Origin of the sequence: Thalassobacillus sp. B23F22_16, assembly GCF_043496955.1 — a bacterium.
Taxonomy (GTDB): domain Bacteria; phylum Bacillota; class Bacilli; order Bacillales; family Halobacillaceae; genus Thalassobacillus; species Thalassobacillus devorans_A.
This window is the reverse complement of sequence record NZ_JBIEKD010000040.1, coordinates 1-16221: the sequence shown is the minus strand read 5'-3', so window position 1 is coordinate 16221 and position 16221 is coordinate 1. Positions and strand designations below refer to the sequence as shown.

Sequence of the window (16221 nt, the reverse complement as noted above, 5' to 3'; positions counted from 1 at the left end):
AATTCAAGGGGAAGTCCTCCTTTTGATGTTTGTTTGTATTTGGTTGTACAAATGCATCATAACGGAGGGCTTTTTTTCATTCAAGACCCCTCTACTGAATCCCACAGGAATCTCCCGCGGGAGAAGGGACTAGGCGAGATCCCGCAGGGCTTTAGACCGAGGAAGCTTGCCGGGTCCACCGCAGGAAAGCGAGTTGTTTCCCTCCCCATCCCTTACCTTTCGGTAGCGGACCCAATTATCTCGGAACTGAGTCTTCAGTAAAAGGGAGCTTGTTATTGTAAAATCAACACGGAGCTTTAACAGAGCATAGATGCCAAAAGAAAGGGTGAGACCATGGAGTGGGATATAGCATCACTGACGGAAGAGCAGACAAGAAGGATTATGGAACTGGAAAGTGAACTAGGTTATGTTTTAATTGCCTACGATGATGGGAAACACGGCTTTACGACTTCTGATGAAAAAGTTGATTATTATGCGATGCTGCACGGAAGTGTGGAAGAATAAGGAAATCTGACAGGAGGCCAACTGTCAGCTTTTTTCTTTTCAAAAAGGGGAAATGCGATGCATGTCGAATTAGTTATGTAAGCATGTCTGGTAATAACAGAAGAGATACTATTTAATTTTAAAAAATGGAGGATTTTCATGGGGAAAGTTTTGTTTGAGAAAGATGGACATCTCGGCCGAATAACGATCAATCGGCCGGATCAATTGAACTGTTTTGATTATGAAACGCTTGTATTGCTGGGAGAAATTGTAGAAAGCCTTCAGGCGGATAAGGAAGTTCGGGCGGTTATCATCACAGGAGCAGGAGAGAGAGCCTTTAGTGCCGGAGCTGATTTGAAAGAGCGCCGGACACTCTCCGAAAAGGAGGTGCGCCGCAATGTCCGGGCGATACGAGAAGTTTTTACAGCGATTGAGGAGCTTCCACAACCAACAATTGCAGCCGTTAATGGTTATGCCCTGGGAGGTGGTCTTGAACTTGCGCTCGCTTGTGACTTCCGGTATGCCGTTGCTGGTGCTGTTATGGGGCTAACCGAAGTAAGCTGGGCGATTATACCTGGAGCAGGGGGAACACAGCGATTATCAAGGCTCGTTGGGACGTCACGGGCTAAAGAGCTGATCTTGACCGCTCGCAAAATCGATGCAGAGAAAGCAGTGGATATTGGGCTGGTCAACGAGGTGTACGGTAAGAAGGACTTAATGGAGGGGGCGACTTCTCTCGCTAAGGAAATTATGGGCAATGGACGATTGGCTGTCACCCAGGCTAAGTACGCGATTAATCATGGGAGCAATGTAGATATACATACAGGCTTGGCGATCGAGGCAAAGGCTTACGAAGTAATCATTCCGACAGAAGATCGCATCGAAGCATTAGAAGCATTCAAGGAAAAGCGGCCTGCCAATTTCAAAGGGAAATAGTACAAAAGGGTTGTCCCAGAGAGGACAACCCTTTTTGTACTTATACATCAAATGTAAAATAGGCGTGAATGATCATCTCAAGCATCTCTCGAGACATGTGAAGGTGTCTCGTCTCAGTGCCTCTAATCAACCGTTGGGTATTATCATCTTCAAATGTGATATCACTGGCCAAATAAACTTTGAATGTATCAATCATATCATTCAATTTTTCTTCTTCTGGACTAAGTTCATAATGCTGATGATCATCTACTGTAGTTAATCGGTGGAAACCCAACGCATCCTGGAACAGATCGAGCACTTCGGCGTTGGTGGAAGGATTTGGATTGGTAATATTATAAATTCCATAAGGTTCTGCTCTCGTCAAGCCAAGCGCTAATATCTCTGCTACATAATCGACTGGGACAAAATTCGAGGTGCCGGCTGGATTAGCGACAACCCGATAGGTCGTTTGGCGATCATTCTCTTTTTTCCTTTCCATACGACGCTTGAAAATTTCTAACGCCCGCATGAATCCGTAGAGGGTGAACTCCGAATCCGCTTCCCCTGTTTTTGAATCTCCCACAATAATAGAAGGTCGGAAAATCGCAACCTCCATATCGTTGCCATAGCTGAAAACCAGATGCTCCGCCTTTACTTTACTCTCTTCATAAGGGTTATGATAGCTGTCATCTTCTGGATAAAGATCCTCAACCCCGGTATGTCTTTTTCCAACCGTGTAAGCGGTGCTCACATAGAAAAATTTGCGTACAGAAAGTTGGTTAGCGAGCTCCAATGCATGCTTGGTACCCTCATAATTGATGGCAAATAATTCATCGCGCAGTGCTTCATCGAATTTCACCAAAGCTGCAGAATGGTAAATACAGTCTATTTTTCCTGTCAGAGAGGTTACCATATCAGGTTGTAAGCCAAAGTAAGGCAATGTGATGTCCCCGGTGATCAGATGAAGGCGATGCTGGTCTTCCGCCTGGAAGCCGGCTTTCATTCGTTCTGCTTTTTCAAGGTTTCTTGCGAGGATATATAGATGATGGTCTGTCCCGTGGATCAATTCTTTCATAAGTTTGCCGCCGAGAAAACCGGTGGAGCCAGTCAATAGAATGTTCAAACTTGTTCACTCCCGAAATTCAATTCCCTTAATCATTCCCTGTAAAAGGTACCGGTGAAACTTTTGTGTACCTGCTCCGCTTAAAATACTTTATTTTTACGACAATGTCAAAAGCTATTGCGTACAAGTTATATCTACCCAAAACGTAAGTTTGAACAGGAATTAATACAATAAGTAATCGGCATTAATTTCAGAAAATTCCAAAATAACGTTGACTTTCCATTATTTTAACGGTAGATTTATTGTTAAATAACATTATATTTATATGTCGTGTTTTTTACGTTATATCTTTGTGTCATTTGTTGGAGGGGAGTCTTGTTTCTATTTTTTATAAAGGAGAGATGGGGAATGATTTTGCACGAAATTGAAAGCGCTTCACAAATTGAAATGAAGGAACTCCAATTAAACAGGCTGCAGGAAACCATTACTCGTGTGTATGAAAAGGTGCCGTTTTTCAAAGAGAAGTTTGATGAAGCTGGTTTAGTGCCGGAAGACATCCGATCGCTCGACGATGTGACCAAACTGCCATTTCTTGAAAAAAAAGACTTGAGAGATAATTATCCGTTTGGATTATTCGCGGTAGACCGAAGTGAGCTGGTCAGATTACATGCTTCTTCAGGAACAAGCGGAAAACCTACGGTCGTCGGGTATACCAAAAATGATATTTGTATGTGGTCCGAATTAGTGGCACGTGCTATCACAATTGGCGGCGGCATGCCGGGGGAAGTGCTTCATAACGCCTATGGCTATGGGTTGTTTACTGGTGGCTTAGGTCTGCATTGTGGCAGTGAAGAATTGGGAATGGCAACTGTGCCGATTTCAGGAGGAAATACCGAGCGGCAGATCACTTTGATTGAAGATTTCAAACCGACAGTTATATGCGGCACTCCTTCATACTTGTTGAACATAGCGGAGCATATGGAGCAGGCAGGGAAAGACCCTCGTTCCACTTCATTAAAATATGGGATATTCGGGGCGGAACCATGGTCGGAAGAAATGAGGAAGACGTTAGAGGATAAATTCAACATCAAGGCTTGCGACATTTATGGATTAAGCGAGGTGTTAGGGCCAGGGGTGGCAATGGAATGCCATGAAGTGCAGGACGGGTTACATATTGCCGAGGATCATTTTTTGGCTGAAGTCATTGACCCAGACACCCTGGAACCAGTCCCCGATGGGGAGGATGGTGAACTGGTTTTTACCAGCTTGACTAAGGAAGCATTCCCTGTCATTCGCTACCGTACTGGTGACATCGCCTCCTTAGAGCGTGGAAAGTGTGCATGTGGACGAACTACCGTGAAAATGTCGCGAGTAAAAGGACGCATTGATGACATGCTGATTATCCGCGGTGTTAACGTGTTTCCATCTGAGATAGAGCATTATCTCCTGACAGTGGAAGGAATCGTCCCGCATTATCAGCTCCATGTCTTCAAAAAAGGAAGCATGCAGCATGTAGAGCTTCAAGTGGAAGTGGAAGAAGCATTTTATGCTCGTATCCAGGAGGATTTGACTCATCCGGATGTGCTGAAACTGGGCAAGTATATTCAAAAAGTCATGAAAAATAATTGCCTGATTTCCGTAGATGTTAAAGTCCTTGGTCCTAAATCGGTTCCCCGGTCAGAAGGTAAAGCGGTGCGGATTGTGGATCGGACTACAGATGCAATCGAAGTTTAAAGTGAAATACATGATGAATATATACGATTAGTTAAAAAATGTAATATAAAAATGGGTGAGGAGAGGGTTCAGTGGCAGATTCGGTGCAGTTTTTAATTTCAGGCTTAACGATAGGAAGCATTTATGCCATTGTCGCACTTGGGTTTGTTACGATTTACAGCGTGACCAAAGTAATCAATTTAGCCCAGGGTGAATTTGTCATGCTTGGCGGGATGATTATGTTTTCTTTATTGAAACTTGGAATCCCATATTTGATTGCCTTTTTAACGACGATTGCGATGGTAATCGTGATCGGATGGTTGCTAGAAAGGACAATTGTTAGAAAAGCGAAGGGGGCAGATGCTTTAAGTCTTATTATCCTTACTATCGGAGCAGCCATTTTCATACGTGGAATTGCCAGTATGATTTGGGGCAAAGATTCTGTGAAAGTTGATTCGTTTGCAAGCGATGAGCCCGTATATGTAATGGGCGCGACAATTACCCCTCAAAGTATCTGGGTGATGGTATTTATGCTTGTTATAGTTGCTGGTTTGTTCCTGTTGATTGAGAAGACAATGTTAGGAAAAGCATTTCGTGCTTGTTCGGTGAACCCGGTCGCTGCCAGGCTGATGGCGGTGAGTCCAAAGAAAATGTCTTCCTTTTCATTCGCGCTCAGTGCAGGTTTAGGGGCTTTAGCAGGACTTGTGATAGCTCCTATTATTTTTCCTGCTTATGACATGGGAGTCATGCTGGGGATCAAAGGTTTCTCAGCTACAATCCTGGGCGGGCTGGGGAGTGCGCCGGGGGCAGTACTCGGCGGGTTGCTGCTGGGTGTGATTGAATCACTTGGGGCTGGTTTCATCAGTTCCGGAATGAAGGATGCGATCGCATTCGGTTTCGTGTTGATGCTCTTATTAATTCGCCCTTATGGATTGCTTGGTGAAAAGAATGTTGGAAAGGGAGGTCTGTAAGTGAAACGTAAAGGAATACAACAAATGAGCTGGAAGGGGCTGGCTGCCTTTACAGTACTGATAATTATTCTGCCATTCCTGCTTTCCACCTCCTTGATGATTACAAAAGCAACGTTTGCGGGCATCTATACGATTGTTGCAGTCGGGCTTGGACTTTTAATGGGATTTGCTGGACAAATTTCGTTAGGACAAGCGGCTTTTTATGGAGTTGGTGCTTATTCGACAGCAATACTGACAGCTACTTTTGGAATTAGTCCATGGCTGTCGCTCCTGATAGCGATAGCAGCTCCGGCATTGATCGCCTATATATTAGGACATACGATGGCAAGACTTCATGGATATTATTTAGCGATGGCTACATTAGCATTTGGAATAGTCATCCATGTTCTGCTTGTTGAATGGAAAGGGTTCACCAAAGGCGCTTCAGGTTTTTATGGCATTCCTAAGATTGAGTTTTTTGGCTTCACTTTTACTCAGGGGATAAGCTATTACTACCTGGTGTGGGCTTTTGCGTTACTTGTCATCGTATTATCCCTGAACATCATTCACTCCAGGATAGGAAGGGCATTACGATCGATTCATGATAGTGAAGTCGCTTCCAGTTCAATGGGGGTAGATACGGGGCGTTATAAGATGCAAGTGTTTATTATCAGTGCCATGTTTGCAGGGATTGCAGGGTGGCTGTTCGCTCATATGTCCTATAGTATTTCACCTGGGTCATTCGGTCTGGATGGATCGATTTTATTTTTGACGATGGTTGTACTTGGAGGTTCGACAAGTGTATGGGGAGCGGTTTTCGGTGCTTTATTAATTACCGCTATCAGCTCTTTTGTACAGGCTTTAGGTTCTAAGATATCATTTATAACCAGCGATTTTGAACATGTGCTTTATGGACTGATATTAATGCTTGTCGTCATATTCCTCCCTCAAGGATTGTTTCCTGCAATTGCCGCGAAATTGAAGCCGCTCCTGGATTTTACTGGCAGGAAAAAGAAGTCAGGCAGTATCACTGCCGTAAAGGGGGATCAACGTGCCTGATTTATTAGAAGTGAAGAATGTGACCAGGAAGTTTGGGGGAGTAGTGGCCAACCAGAAAGTATCCTTTTCTTTTGAATCTGGAAAAGTTATTGGATTGATTGGACCTAATGGTGCAGGGAAAAGTACGTTGTTCAACATGGTGTCCGCTATTTTTCCGCCGACAGAAGGAGAGATTTGGTTTGCAGGAAAAAGGATAGACCATCTGCCTGCCTTCAAAGTTTCGCCGCTAGGTATCGCCCGGACTTTTCAAAACCTCCAGGTATTCAAACGAATGACAGTGTTGGAAAACGTCATGGTCGGATTACATACCAGTACATCATCTGGAATCTTATCCGCGGCGTTTAAACTGCCAAAAGCAAAGAAAGAAGAAGAGACAATCTATCAGCAGGCATGGGAAGAGATTGAATTTGTCGGGTTAGAAGACGTCGCTGCCGTTGAGGCGGGTAATCTTCCGTTAGGAAAACTGCGTTTGCTGGAACTGGCCAGGGCGCTTGCCACCAGACCGAAATTGCTCCTGCTGGATGAAATTGCAGCTGGGTTAAATCATCAGGAGACAGCAAAAATGAGTGATTTGATTTTTAAAGTCAGGGATCGAGGAGTTTCGATTTTCGTTGTCGAGCATGATATGGACCTGGTGATGCGGGTCAGCGACAGGATCATCGTCTTAGATCAAGGTGAGAAAATTGCGGAAGGAACCCCAAAGGAAGTGCAAAATGACCCTCGAGTCATTGAAGCCTACCTTGGTAACGATGAAGAAAAGGAGGAGGCAACGGTATGAATCAGCCGCTCTTAGAAATTAAAGGGGTCTCATTCAGCTACGGTCCGATTCAAGCCTTGGATGATCTCCATCTTCATGTCGACCATGGCGAAATTGTCGCGTTGCTTGGTGCCAATGGCGCAGGGAAGACAACCCTGCTGAAAAATATAGCAGGTCTTTTACAGTCTGACAGCGGAGAAATTTTATATAGAAATAGAAACATTGAACGGATGGAAGCAGAAAGAATTGTCCAAAATAAATTGATTTTGGTGCCGGAGCACCGGCAAGTATTCGGGACGATGTCCGTGTTGGATAATCTATCTCTAGGAGCTTATCATCACTATAAAAAAACCGGTAAAAAAGAGGTTGCCAGAGAGATAGATAAAGTGTTTGCATTATTTCCTATCTTAGAAGAACGCAAAGAACAACTGGCAGGGACACTTTCTGGCGGGCAGCAGCAGATGCTTGCAATTGCGAGGGCAATCATGGCTAAACCTGATTTACTGCTATTAGATGAACCATCACTTGGGCTTGCACCATTGATTGTCAAAGAAGTGTTGAACTACGTCAAGCAGTTGCGGGATGAGCTCGGTGTCACTATCTTGCTCATCGAACAGAATGTAAGTGCGTCTTTGAAAATTGCTGACCGGGGTTATGTAATGTCTCACGGCAGTATTGTCAAAGAAGGAAGAGCAGACGATCTGCTTCATAACCCAGAAGTGAAAGAAGTTTTCTTAGGCCACACGGTTTGAGGGATGGGACACTAAAAAAAGTGGGGGGATTTTATGAAAAAATGGGTAGGTTTTTTGCTGATGATGGTAGTTGTTCTCGGGTTGGCAGCATGTAGTGACACGGAGGCTCAAGGCGATGCGGATGTATACAAGATTGGTGCTATCTATTCTAAAACAGGGGCAGGTAGTCCACTAGGAGAACCTGAATGGAATGCTACGAAGCTGCTTGAAAAGAAAATTAATGAAGAGGGCGGCATTGATGGCAAGAAAGTTGAAATTGTTTTGGCAGATGACGAATCAACACCGGAAAAAGCAATGGAAGAAATGAATCGAATGATTCATGATGAAAACGTTGTAGCTGTACTTGGTTCTACCACCAGTGGCGCAAGTCTGGCAATGAAAGGAATTGCAATGGATAATGAGGTTCCTTTAGTTTCTGCAGGTGCTGCGGTAAGTATCATTTCTCCTGTTGAAGAAGCGAAGTGGGTCTTCAAAACCCCACACTCAGATGCACATGCTGTTGAGCGTATCTACATGCATCTTCAAAACGAAGGAATGAATAAAATTGCTATTTTAGCAGATTCCAATGCATTCGGGGAAAGCGGTGTAGAACAACTGGAAGCTCTGGCGGGAGACTACGGCATGGAAATTGTAATCAAGGAGAGCTATAACACGGATGACCCAGATATGAAAACGCAATTGACGAAGATCGACAGCTCTGGTGCGGAAGCGATGATTGTCTGGGGAACGAACCCTGGACCAGCAATCATTGCGAAAAACAGTAAAGAACTAGGCCTGGATATCCCTTATATCGGGAGTCATGGGATTGCCAACCAATCGTTTATCGATTTAGCAGGTGAAGCAGCAGAAGGGGTGACGATTCCGACTGGTAAATTATTGTTCCCGACACAAATACCGGAGGACGACGAGCAATACGAGGTGATTTCCAGTTTTTACGATGATTATATGAGTGAATATGACAGCGCGCCTACCAACTTTGGTTCCTATGGGTATGATAATTTAATGTTGATCGTTGACGCCCTTGAATCTGGAGCAACAGATAGAGAATCTATTCGAGAATACTTAGAGAATGATGTACAAGGCTATGTCGGTGCCACTGGTATTTTTACCTTTAGTGCAGACGACCATAATGGCTTGGAAGCAGACAGCATGGTTTTGGCGGAAGTATCTGCTGGTGAATGGACATTAAAAGAGTAACTGAAATGGGAGGGGCCTCGTAAAGCGTGGTCCCCTCGTAATATAGGGGGGAGAAAATGAAAGAAGCAATTGTAGAGCGTGTATCCAAAGATCCATATGCCAGATTTCTTGGGATAGAAATTGATCGAGTAGGTGAAGGAGAAGCGGAAGTTTCTATAAGCATCACCGAAAACATGATGAACTTTCACGGAGCAACCAATGGTGGAGTCTTATTTTCCTTGGCAGATGTAGCGTTTGCTATTGCCAGTAATTCCTATGGGCAGACTGCGGTAGGTATTAACGTCCATATGAATTATATGCGGGCGGGTATGCTTGGGGACAAGATCATAGCCACAGCTTCTGAGGAATCGAAAAACCCTAAGCTTGGTCTCTATCGGATGATCGTCCGGAATGAAGCAGGGGAACTGTTAGCGACTGCTGATGGTATGGTTTACCGTAAAAAGGAGATATTCGCGTAAAAGACGGACATGTTGATGTCTGTCTTTTTTTCTTTAAGAAAGTTTAACTTTGTTAAAGGGTTAAAGTATTAGAAGAACTTAGGCTTTCGCCTGGTTCATAAATCATTTCCACTTCCTTGAAAGATAAGGTAAACTAATTGTAGTCAGAAAATTCAATCGAATCATGGGTAAGGGGGAGGAATATGAAGGCAGCTTACATAAAAGAAGAACATGAAATATTGCGGGAGTCGCTGCGAAAATTTTTAGAAAAAGAAGCTTATCCCTACTTTAATGAATGGGAGCAAGACGGACTTATTCCACGATCGTTTTGGAAAAAGATGGGGGACCTGGGGTATCTATGTCCGTGGCTGGATGAGGAATATGGAGGGTTTGGGGCGGATTTCGGCTATTCTGTTGTTATCAATGAGGAGCTGGAAAAAGTGGGTACCGGGCTGATCGGTATCGGTCTTCATAATGATATTGTGGTACCGTATCTTGAACAATATGGGACTCCAGAGCAAAAGAAACGGTGGCTCCCTAAATGTGCCTCGGGAGAAATAATTACCGCTATCGCAATGACAGAGCCTGGTGCTGGTTCCGACCTGGCTGGTATCAAAACCTCTGCTGTCCGTGATGGAAAAGACTACATAGTAAATGGAGAAAAAACGTTCATCACCAATGGCATCCAGGCAGATTTGGTGCTTGTGGTCTGTAAAACCGATCCGAAAGCTGATCCTCCTTATAAAGGAGTCAGCCTGTTAGTGGTGGAAAAAGATACCCCAGGATTCACCAAAGGGAAAAAGCTCAATAAAATCGGGTTGCACAGCCAGGATACTGCTGAACTGATCTTTGAAGATGCTCGGGTCCCTGCCGATAACTTGATCGGTAAAGAAGGGGAGGGTTTCTATTACTTAATGAAAAACCTTCAGCAGGAAAGGTTAATTGTCGCTATTGGCGGAATAGCGGCTTCAGAGAGAATGCTGGAAATCACTACCCAATATGTCAAAGAACGAAAAGCATTTGGCAAAAGTATCGCTTCCTTCCAAAACACTCAGTTCAAATTGGCAGAGTTGGAAACAGAGGTAGAAATCGGGCGGACATTCCTCGATCGTGTAGTAGATTCACATATAAAGGGAGAAGATGTCGTCAAAGAAGTGTCGATGGCAAAATGGTGGGTCACCGATCTGACCAAGAAAGTAGCGGCAGAATGCATGCACCTTCATGGCGGGTACGGTTATATGGAAGAATATGAGATTGCCAGAAGGTACCGTGATGCTCCGGTATCAGCAATTTACGCTGGATCCAATGAAATTATGAAACAGATCATTGCAAAAAAGATGGGGTTACAATAATGGACAAAATGTTGAAAGGGATACGAGTGCTCGATTTCTCCAGGTATTTGCCGGGTCCCTATGCAACGTTACGCCTGGCTGAAAAAGGAGCGGATGTCGTGCTGGCAGAGCCGCCTGCCGGTGAACCGGCAAGAAATTTAAACAGTACGGTTTTTGCGGCTAACAACCGAATGAAGCGGAGTATTACTTTGAATTTAAAAAAAGAACAGGATCAGAGGACAGCCTTTGACATGGCCTCTAAAGCAGATGTCATCGTAGAAAGCTACCGGCCGGGTGTAATGGAACGATTGGGCCTTGGCTATAAAAAAGTAAAACGGGTAAATCAGAAGGTAGTCTACTGTTCTATTTCAGGATATGGCCAGGATACTAAAGACATGAGCCATTTGGCCAGTCATGATTTAAACTATATGGCCCTCACCGGGATGCTCTCCAAGTTGAAAGATGAACATGGAAAGCCGGTCCATCCATCGGTTCAGATCGCTGATTTTCTGGGAGGATTGACAGCCTCGGAAATGATACTGGCTGCTCTTGTGCACCGTTTTCGCACAGAAGAAGGAGCTTATCTTGATGTAGCTTTGACCGACGGCCTGTACGCGATGATGAATACCAACTATGCGATTTCAAAAGAAAACGGTGGTCACAAAGGAATTAAAGAAATAAGTGGAGAAAAGGTATGTTATCACCTGTATGAAACAATGGATAAACGTTACGTCGCCCTTGCCGCACTGGAACCTAAATTTTGGCGTGCATTTTGCGAGTTTGCCGGGAGAAAAGATTGGATTAATCACCAATTCATCCGCGCGAAAAAGGGTTTTACTATTTACGAACAAGTAAGCGCTTACTTTCTATCTAAACCATTGGAAGAGTGGTTGGAAATCTCACTGCAGCTTGACTGCTGTTTAACCCCGGTAATGGAAATCGGTGAGCTGGATCAGTACCCATTATGGAAGCAGCGAGCGATGGCCATCCGGAACGGCAGTCAGTTGGCCACGATGTATCCAGTGCCAGAGAAAATATCAGAGGCACCGAAACAAGGAGAACACCAGACAGATATAGTAAACGAATGGCTCCATCAGGGAGTACATACAACAGGAGGAGATAAGCGATGAGAGAAGTAGTGATTGTAGAAGCTGTTCGCAGCCCGGTAGGGAGAAGGAAAGGGCTGCTCAGTGAAAAACGGCCTGATGATCTGTTAGGAGATGTACTAAAGGAGCTGATGGACCGGGCACAGCTTGATCCGGCAACAGTGGAGGATGTGATAGCAGGCTGTGTATCTCAGGTCGGGGAACAAGGGATGGATATTGCACGAACAGCATTATTGGTTGCCGGATTCCCAATTGAAGTACCCGGTGTCACCATCGATCGTCAATGTGGATCGAGTCAGCAGGCGGTTCATTTTGGAGCTCAGGCCATTGGCAGTGGAGACATGGAGACAGTCATTGCCTGTGGTGTCGAAAACATGACCCGTGTACCGATGTTCTCTAATATTGAAGGGACAGCGCACAGTCCCCGCCTGACCGATCAGTATGAAATCATTAACCAGGGGTTGTCAGCTGAGCGTATAGCAGAACATTGGGGTTTTTCCAGACAGGAACTCGACCAGTTCGCTGTAGAAAGCCATGAAAAAGCATTAACCGCTATTAAAGAAGGGCGGTTCAAAAAAGAAATAATGCCAGTCAAAGATAAAAATGGAACGGTGAATTTAATGGATACGGATGAAGGTCCCCGTCCAGGGACCTCACTGGAAACGTTGGGACAATTAAAACCCGCTTTTAAAGAGGACGGGTTAATAACAGCAGGAAATGCCAGCCAAATCAGTGACGGTGCCTCTGCTGTCCTGCTGATGTCGAGGGAGCGAGCGGAGCAGTTAGGGTTAAAGCCTCGCTTCCGAATAATCGCTCGTTCCGTCGTTGGATCGGATCCGACATTCATGTTGACAGGACCGGTGCCAGCCACCTATAAAGTGCTGCAAAAAGCCGGACTTAGTCTGGAAGATATGGACTTGTTTGAAGTAAATGAAGCATTCGCCCCGGTACCGTTATTCTGGCTGAAAGAAACAGGGGCAGACGCGGATAAATTAAATGTCAATGGCGGAGCTATCGCGTTAGGGCATCCGCTTGGTGCGACGGGAACAAGGCTGATGACTACCTTAGTCCATGAATTAGAGCGGACGGGAAAACGGTATGGTCTGCAGGCAGTATGCGAAGGGATGGGCATGGCCAACGCAACTATCATTGAAAGACTGGAGGGGTAAGAAATGAAATCGGAAAATATCACTGCCGTTGTAACAGGTGGAGCTTCCGGACTTGGTGAAGCTACCGTCAGAAAAATTATAGCAGCAGGAGGAAGAGCTGTGATTGCGGACAGAAATGAGGAACGTGCCGCAGAACTAGCTCAGGAGTTAGGCGACCGTTGTCTATTCCATACGACGGATGTCACTTCAGAAACCCACATTAATCAGTTGCTGGATTTAACCGTCGATCAGTTTGGCAGCATAAATGCTGTCGTCAATTGTGCAGGCATAGCAATTGCGGAGAAAGTGGTCGGGAAAGATGGCGCCCATGATTTAGGACAATTTTCAAAAGTAATTGAAGTCAACTTGATCGGTACGTTCAATATGATCCGCCTTGCGGGGGAGCGCATGCAATCGAATGAGACAAACGAGGACGACGAACGCGGTGTAATCATCAATACAGCTTCCGTTGCTGCTTTTGAGGGACAAATTGGACAGGCTGCCTATAGTGCTTCCAAAGGAGGCGTAGCCAGTATGACGCTGCCTGTGGCGAGGGAGTTTGCCAGGTATGGCATCCGGGTCATGACGATTGCTCCAGGTTTGTTCGAAACACCAATGTTCGCTACATTACCGGAGTCGGCACGTGAAGCGCTTGGCAAAATGACGCCTTTCCCGAGCCGATTAGGAAAGCCGGCCGAATATGCGGAATTAGTTACAAGTATCATAGGAAATCCGATGTTAAACGGGGAGGTGATCCGTCTAGACGGAGCAATTCGTATGCAGCCGAAATAAAGGATACGTGGTCAAAGGCGAATGACACTCAACTTATATAAAGGGAGATGAATCGATGGGACCAACCTTGCGTAGTATGTTCGAACAGACGGTGGCGAAATATCCAGATAAAGAGGGCTTAGTGGATATAAGGGCAGGTAGAAGATGGACATATCAGGAGTGGGATGAAGAGGTCAATTGTCTTGCGAATACATTGAAGGATGCCGGAGTGGAAAAAGGGGATAAGGTTTCAACAGTCTTGTTCAATACCGCCGAATTTGCTACAACTTTGTTCGCCTGTATGAAAATAGGCGCAGTGTTCAATCCGATAAACTTCCGGTTAACCGGCAAAGAAATAACCTTTATTCTTCAGGATGCGGCACCGAAAGTTGTTATCTTTGAGAACTCGACACACCAGCAGGTGGCCCAGGCAGCGGGAGATGTACGCGGTGTACAGTTTTGGTCGATCGATCAGTATGAACTGGACTTTGCCGTTAACTTCCACGATCAAATGGAAGGAGCATCGCGAGCCAGGCCTGACTGCGAGCTTGAAGAGAATGATTTCTATGCCATTATGTACACATCAGGGACGACTGGCCTTTCAAAAGGGGTGCTTCATACTCACCGTGACATGATCGATCAGGCCCTGATTATGGGAGCTGTGATGAACGTAACGGATAAAGAGAGGGGGCTCAGTGTGGCTCCGATGTTTCATTGTGCCGAGCTCCACTGCGCCTTTTTCCCACGTGTGATGATGGGAGGCAAAAATATCCTCATGCACCATTTCGATCCTAAGCCGCTTATTCAAACAGTTAAAGAAGAAGCGATTACCACATTTTTCGCCGCTCCCACAATGTGGAATATGATGCTCCAGGAGGATTTATCGGACGCGGATTTTACATCTCTTAATAAAGGACTGTACGGTGGGGCTCCGATGGCTCCTGCGTTGGTGAAAAAACTTCATGAACAGCTCGGCATTCGTTTATTCGAGGCTTATGGCATGACAGAGATGGGTCCTGCGATCACGGTATTAACGGAAGACGAACAGCTGGATAAAGCAGGTTCAGCCGGACGGGCTCTAATCAACCATGAAGTCAGAGTTGTGCGAACACGGGAGGAGGGACCGGCTGACCCGGAAGATATTTGTGAGCCGGGAGAACTTGGAGAAATCATCGTCCAGGGCCCAAGCATGATGCCGGGATATTATAATCGTCCGGAAGCCACCGATGAGGCGATGTATAAAGGCTGGTACCATTCCGGCGATATCGGTTCTTTCGATGAAGAAGGCTATCTTTGGGTTAGCGACCGCGTTAAGGATATGATTATTTCCGGCGGCGAGAACATCTACTCCAGGGAAGTCGAAGATGTGTTGTTCGATCATGAAAAGGTGATGGATGCTGCTGTAATCGGTGAACCAGACGAAATGTGGGGAGAACGTGTCGTTGCTTACGTTGTTAAAAAAGATGAATCTCTTACCGACAAAGAACTGGATGAATTTTGTACCGCTACGGAACGGCTGGCCCGCTATAAACGGCCTAGACGCTATGAATTCGTTGAAGAATTGCCTCGCAACGCGAGCGGAAAGCTTCAAAAGTTCAAGTTAAGGGAAAGTTTGAAACAAGTATAAAGTAATATTCAGTCAGAGGCAGGGCGACTTGCCTCTGGAATTTTCATGAAGTAAAAATAGGCCAGTAACCTTCCAGGCATCCTATACATATACATATGGTAAACGCCCAAGCATATGAAGTTATTATTTATGGGAGGTTACGGTATGAATAAAAATAACATGGGGGATCCTATCCAGCTCCAGCAGAAGATCATTCATTTCAAAGCAGAGCTGGCAAAGTATAAAGAAAAGGTAAAAGATTATCAGGAAAACTACCATTATGCGCAGCTTGACGACTTGAAAGAACAAAATATTCAGCTGCTTGAAGACAAAGCTGCATTGGATTACCAGGTAGAAAAGATGGAGCATGAGCTTCGTGCCGCTGAAGAAATCATCGCCGAACAGCAGAGTGACCGTTCACGACTGCAAATCAAAAACAAGTCGTTGCAGGAGCTGCTTCAAAAGCAGGAGAGCGAATTCCGCGTTCAGAAGGAAAATCTCACTTTCAGAATCGAACACCTTTTGAAAGAAAAAGAGAAAGTCCAAAACAAACTCATCGAATTGGAGCAATCCAATCGTACACTTAATGAAAAGAATCAGAAATTAACTAAAGAACTCGACGATAAAAGAACGTCGAAGAAAGATAGCAACGAATATGAAAAATGGAAGCAGGCTAAAGAAGAAACAATTGAGGCGCTGACTCAGGATAATATGATTTTGAAAGCTCAAGTAGAAAAATTAAAGCAGAAACTGGAATCCAATCAAAAGTAGGTCAAAAAGCAGTGGGAAATCCGCTGCTTTTTTTGTGTGTGTGCCCGGCATGTGCGCACGCTTTAGGGTTCAAGTCCCGAGCGGTGAAGGTCATTGTAACCGTTAGCTGAAGGCAAGGGTGTCTGGGACGACCTGGAATCTGAAGGAAGCTGGAGGCAAATC

At 45.1% G+C, this 16221-nt stretch carries 16 protein-coding genes; 15 read left to right on the top strand and 1 reads right to left on the bottom strand.

The window, feature by feature from the left end:
• Positions 1-333 precede the first annotated feature (333 nt).
• Positions 334-504 (top strand): hypothetical protein, encoded by a 171-nt coding sequence (locus ACGTNI_RS19085; protein ID WP_157620141.1) that lies wholly within the window; start codon positions 334-336, stop codon positions 502-504.
• A gap of 138 nt (positions 505-642) precedes the next feature.
• Positions 643-1419 carry an enoyl-CoA hydratase-related protein gene (locus tag ACGTNI_RS19080; RefSeq protein WP_394464152.1) on the top strand — a complete coding sequence of 259 codons (777 nt, stop codon included), beginning with the start codon at positions 643-645 and terminating at the stop codon, positions 1417-1419.
• 40 nt (positions 1420-1459) lie between these two features.
• On the opposite strand, the gene ACGTNI_RS19075 is transcribed toward ACGTNI_RS19080, so the two are convergent.
• Positions 1460-2521 carry an SDR family oxidoreductase gene (locus tag ACGTNI_RS19075; RefSeq protein WP_394464151.1) on the bottom strand — a complete coding sequence of 354 codons (1062 nt, stop codon included), beginning with the start codon at positions 2519-2521 and terminating at the stop codon, positions 1460-1462.
• Between the two features lie 348 nt (positions 2522-2869).
• On the opposite strand from ACGTNI_RS19075, the gene ACGTNI_RS19070 reads away from it, so the two are divergent.
• The 13 genes from ACGTNI_RS19070 to ACGTNI_RS19010 all read left to right on the top strand — a co-directional run bounded on the left by ACGTNI_RS19070 (position 2870) and on the right by ACGTNI_RS19010 (position 16059).
• Positions 2870-4195 (top strand): phenylacetate--CoA ligase family protein, encoded by a 1326-nt coding sequence (locus ACGTNI_RS19070; protein ID WP_394464150.1) that lies wholly within the window; start codon positions 2870-2872, stop codon positions 4193-4195.
• Between the two features lie 71 nt (positions 4196-4266).
• Positions 4267-5145 (top strand): branched-chain amino acid ABC transporter permease, encoded by an 879-nt coding sequence (locus tag ACGTNI_RS19065; RefSeq protein WP_394464149.1) that lies wholly within the window; start codon positions 4267-4269, stop codon positions 5143-5145.
• Entirely contained in the window at positions 5146-6183 is a 1038-nt protein-coding gene (locus tag ACGTNI_RS19060) for a branched-chain amino acid ABC transporter permease (protein WP_394464148.1), read from the top strand.
• Positions 6176-6961, top strand: coding sequence for an ABC transporter ATP-binding protein (locus tag ACGTNI_RS19055; protein ID WP_394464147.1), 786 nt, complete (start codon positions 6176-6178; stop codon positions 6959-6961). Before ACGTNI_RS19060 ends, ACGTNI_RS19055 begins: the two co-directional genes overlap by 8 nt.
• Positions 6958-7692 (top strand): ABC transporter ATP-binding protein, encoded by a 735-nt coding sequence (locus ACGTNI_RS19050; protein WP_394464146.1) that lies wholly within the window; start codon positions 6958-6960, stop codon positions 7690-7692. The genes ACGTNI_RS19055 and ACGTNI_RS19050 overlap by 4 nt, the downstream gene beginning before the upstream one ends.
• A 33-nt stretch (positions 7693-7725) precedes the next feature.
• The gene (locus ACGTNI_RS19045) at positions 7726-8889 is read left to right on the top strand and encodes an ABC transporter substrate-binding protein (protein ID WP_394464145.1); all 1164 of its coding nucleotides are present in this window, start codon (positions 7726-7728) and stop codon (positions 8887-8889) included.
• A gap of 56 nt (positions 8890-8945) precedes the next feature.
• On the top strand, positions 8946-9347 hold the full coding sequence (locus ACGTNI_RS19040; protein ID WP_394464144.1) for a hotdog fold thioesterase: 402 nt from the start codon (positions 8946-8948) through the stop codon (positions 9345-9347).
• Between the two features lie 182 nt (positions 9348-9529).
• Entirely contained in the window at positions 9530-10678 is a 1149-nt protein-coding gene (locus tag ACGTNI_RS19035; RefSeq protein ID WP_394464143.1) for an acyl-CoA dehydrogenase family protein, read from the top strand.
• Positions 10678-11787 (top strand): CaiB/BaiF CoA transferase family protein, encoded by a 1110-nt coding sequence (locus tag ACGTNI_RS19030; protein ID WP_394464142.1) that lies wholly within the window; start codon positions 10678-10680, stop codon positions 11785-11787. The genes ACGTNI_RS19035 and ACGTNI_RS19030 overlap by 1 nt, the downstream gene beginning before the upstream one ends.
• Positions 11784-12932 carry a thiolase family protein gene (locus ACGTNI_RS19025; protein WP_394464141.1) on the top strand — a complete coding sequence of 383 codons (1149 nt, stop codon included), beginning with the start codon at positions 11784-11786 and terminating at the stop codon, positions 12930-12932. The genes ACGTNI_RS19030 and ACGTNI_RS19025 overlap by 4 nt, the downstream gene beginning before the upstream one ends.
• Before the next feature lie 3 nt (positions 12933-12935).
• Positions 12936-13703: a 3-hydroxyacyl-CoA dehydrogenase gene (locus ACGTNI_RS19020; RefSeq protein ID WP_394464140.1), complete on the top strand. Its 768-nt coding sequence runs from the start codon at positions 12936-12938 to the stop codon at positions 13701-13703.
• Between the two features lie 55 nt (positions 13704-13758).
• On the top strand, positions 13759-15309 hold the full coding sequence (locus tag ACGTNI_RS19015) for a fatty acid--CoA ligase (protein ID WP_394464139.1): 1551 nt from the start codon (positions 13759-13761) through the stop codon (positions 15307-15309).
• A gap of 144 nt (positions 15310-15453) precedes the next feature.
• Complete coding sequence (locus tag ACGTNI_RS19010) at positions 15454-16059, top strand: hypothetical protein (RefSeq protein WP_394464137.1); 606 nt, start codon at positions 15454-15456, stop codon at positions 16057-16059.
• Positions 16060-16221 lie beyond the last annotated feature (162 nt).

What these genes read in the sequence shown, in the direction of transcription:
- ACGTNI_RS19085 (WP_157620141.1), top strand. Translation starts at nt 334, where the DNA reads ATGGAGTGGGATATAGCATCACTGACGGAAGAGCAGACAAGAAGGATT.
- ACGTNI_RS19080 (WP_394464152.1), top strand. Translation starts at nt 643, where the DNA reads ATGGGGAAAGTTTTGTTTGAGAAAGATGGACATCTCGGCCGAATAACG.
- ACGTNI_RS19070 (WP_394464150.1), top strand. Translation starts at nt 2,870, where the DNA reads ATGATTTTGCACGAAATTGAAAGCGCTTCACAAATTGAAATGAAGGAA.
- ACGTNI_RS19050 (WP_394464146.1), top strand. Translation starts at nt 6,958, where the DNA reads ATGAATCAGCCGCTCTTAGAAATTAAAGGGGTCTCATTCAGCTACGGT.
- ACGTNI_RS19045 (WP_394464145.1), top strand. Translation starts at nt 7,726, where the DNA reads ATGAAAAAATGGGTAGGTTTTTTGCTGATGATGGTAGTTGTTCTCGGG.
- ACGTNI_RS19040 (WP_394464144.1), top strand. Translation starts at nt 8,946, where the DNA reads ATGAAAGAAGCAATTGTAGAGCGTGTATCCAAAGATCCATATGCCAGA.
- ACGTNI_RS19035 (WP_394464143.1), top strand. Translation starts at nt 9,530, where the DNA reads ATGAAGGCAGCTTACATAAAAGAAGAACATGAAATATTGCGGGAGTCG.
- ACGTNI_RS19030 (WP_394464142.1), top strand. Translation starts at nt 10,678, where the DNA reads ATGGACAAAATGTTGAAAGGGATACGAGTGCTCGATTTCTCCAGGTAT.
- ACGTNI_RS19025 (WP_394464141.1), top strand. Translation starts at nt 11,784, where the DNA reads ATGAGAGAAGTAGTGATTGTAGAAGCTGTTCGCAGCCCGGTAGGGAGA.
- ACGTNI_RS19020 (WP_394464140.1), top strand. Translation starts at nt 12,936, where the DNA reads ATGAAATCGGAAAATATCACTGCCGTTGTAACAGGTGGAGCTTCCGGA.
- ACGTNI_RS19015 (WP_394464139.1), top strand. Translation starts at nt 13,759, where the DNA reads ATGGGACCAACCTTGCGTAGTATGTTCGAACAGACGGTGGCGAAATAT.
- ACGTNI_RS19010 (WP_394464137.1), top strand. Translation starts at nt 15,454, where the DNA reads ATGAATAAAAATAACATGGGGGATCCTATCCAGCTCCAGCAGAAGATC.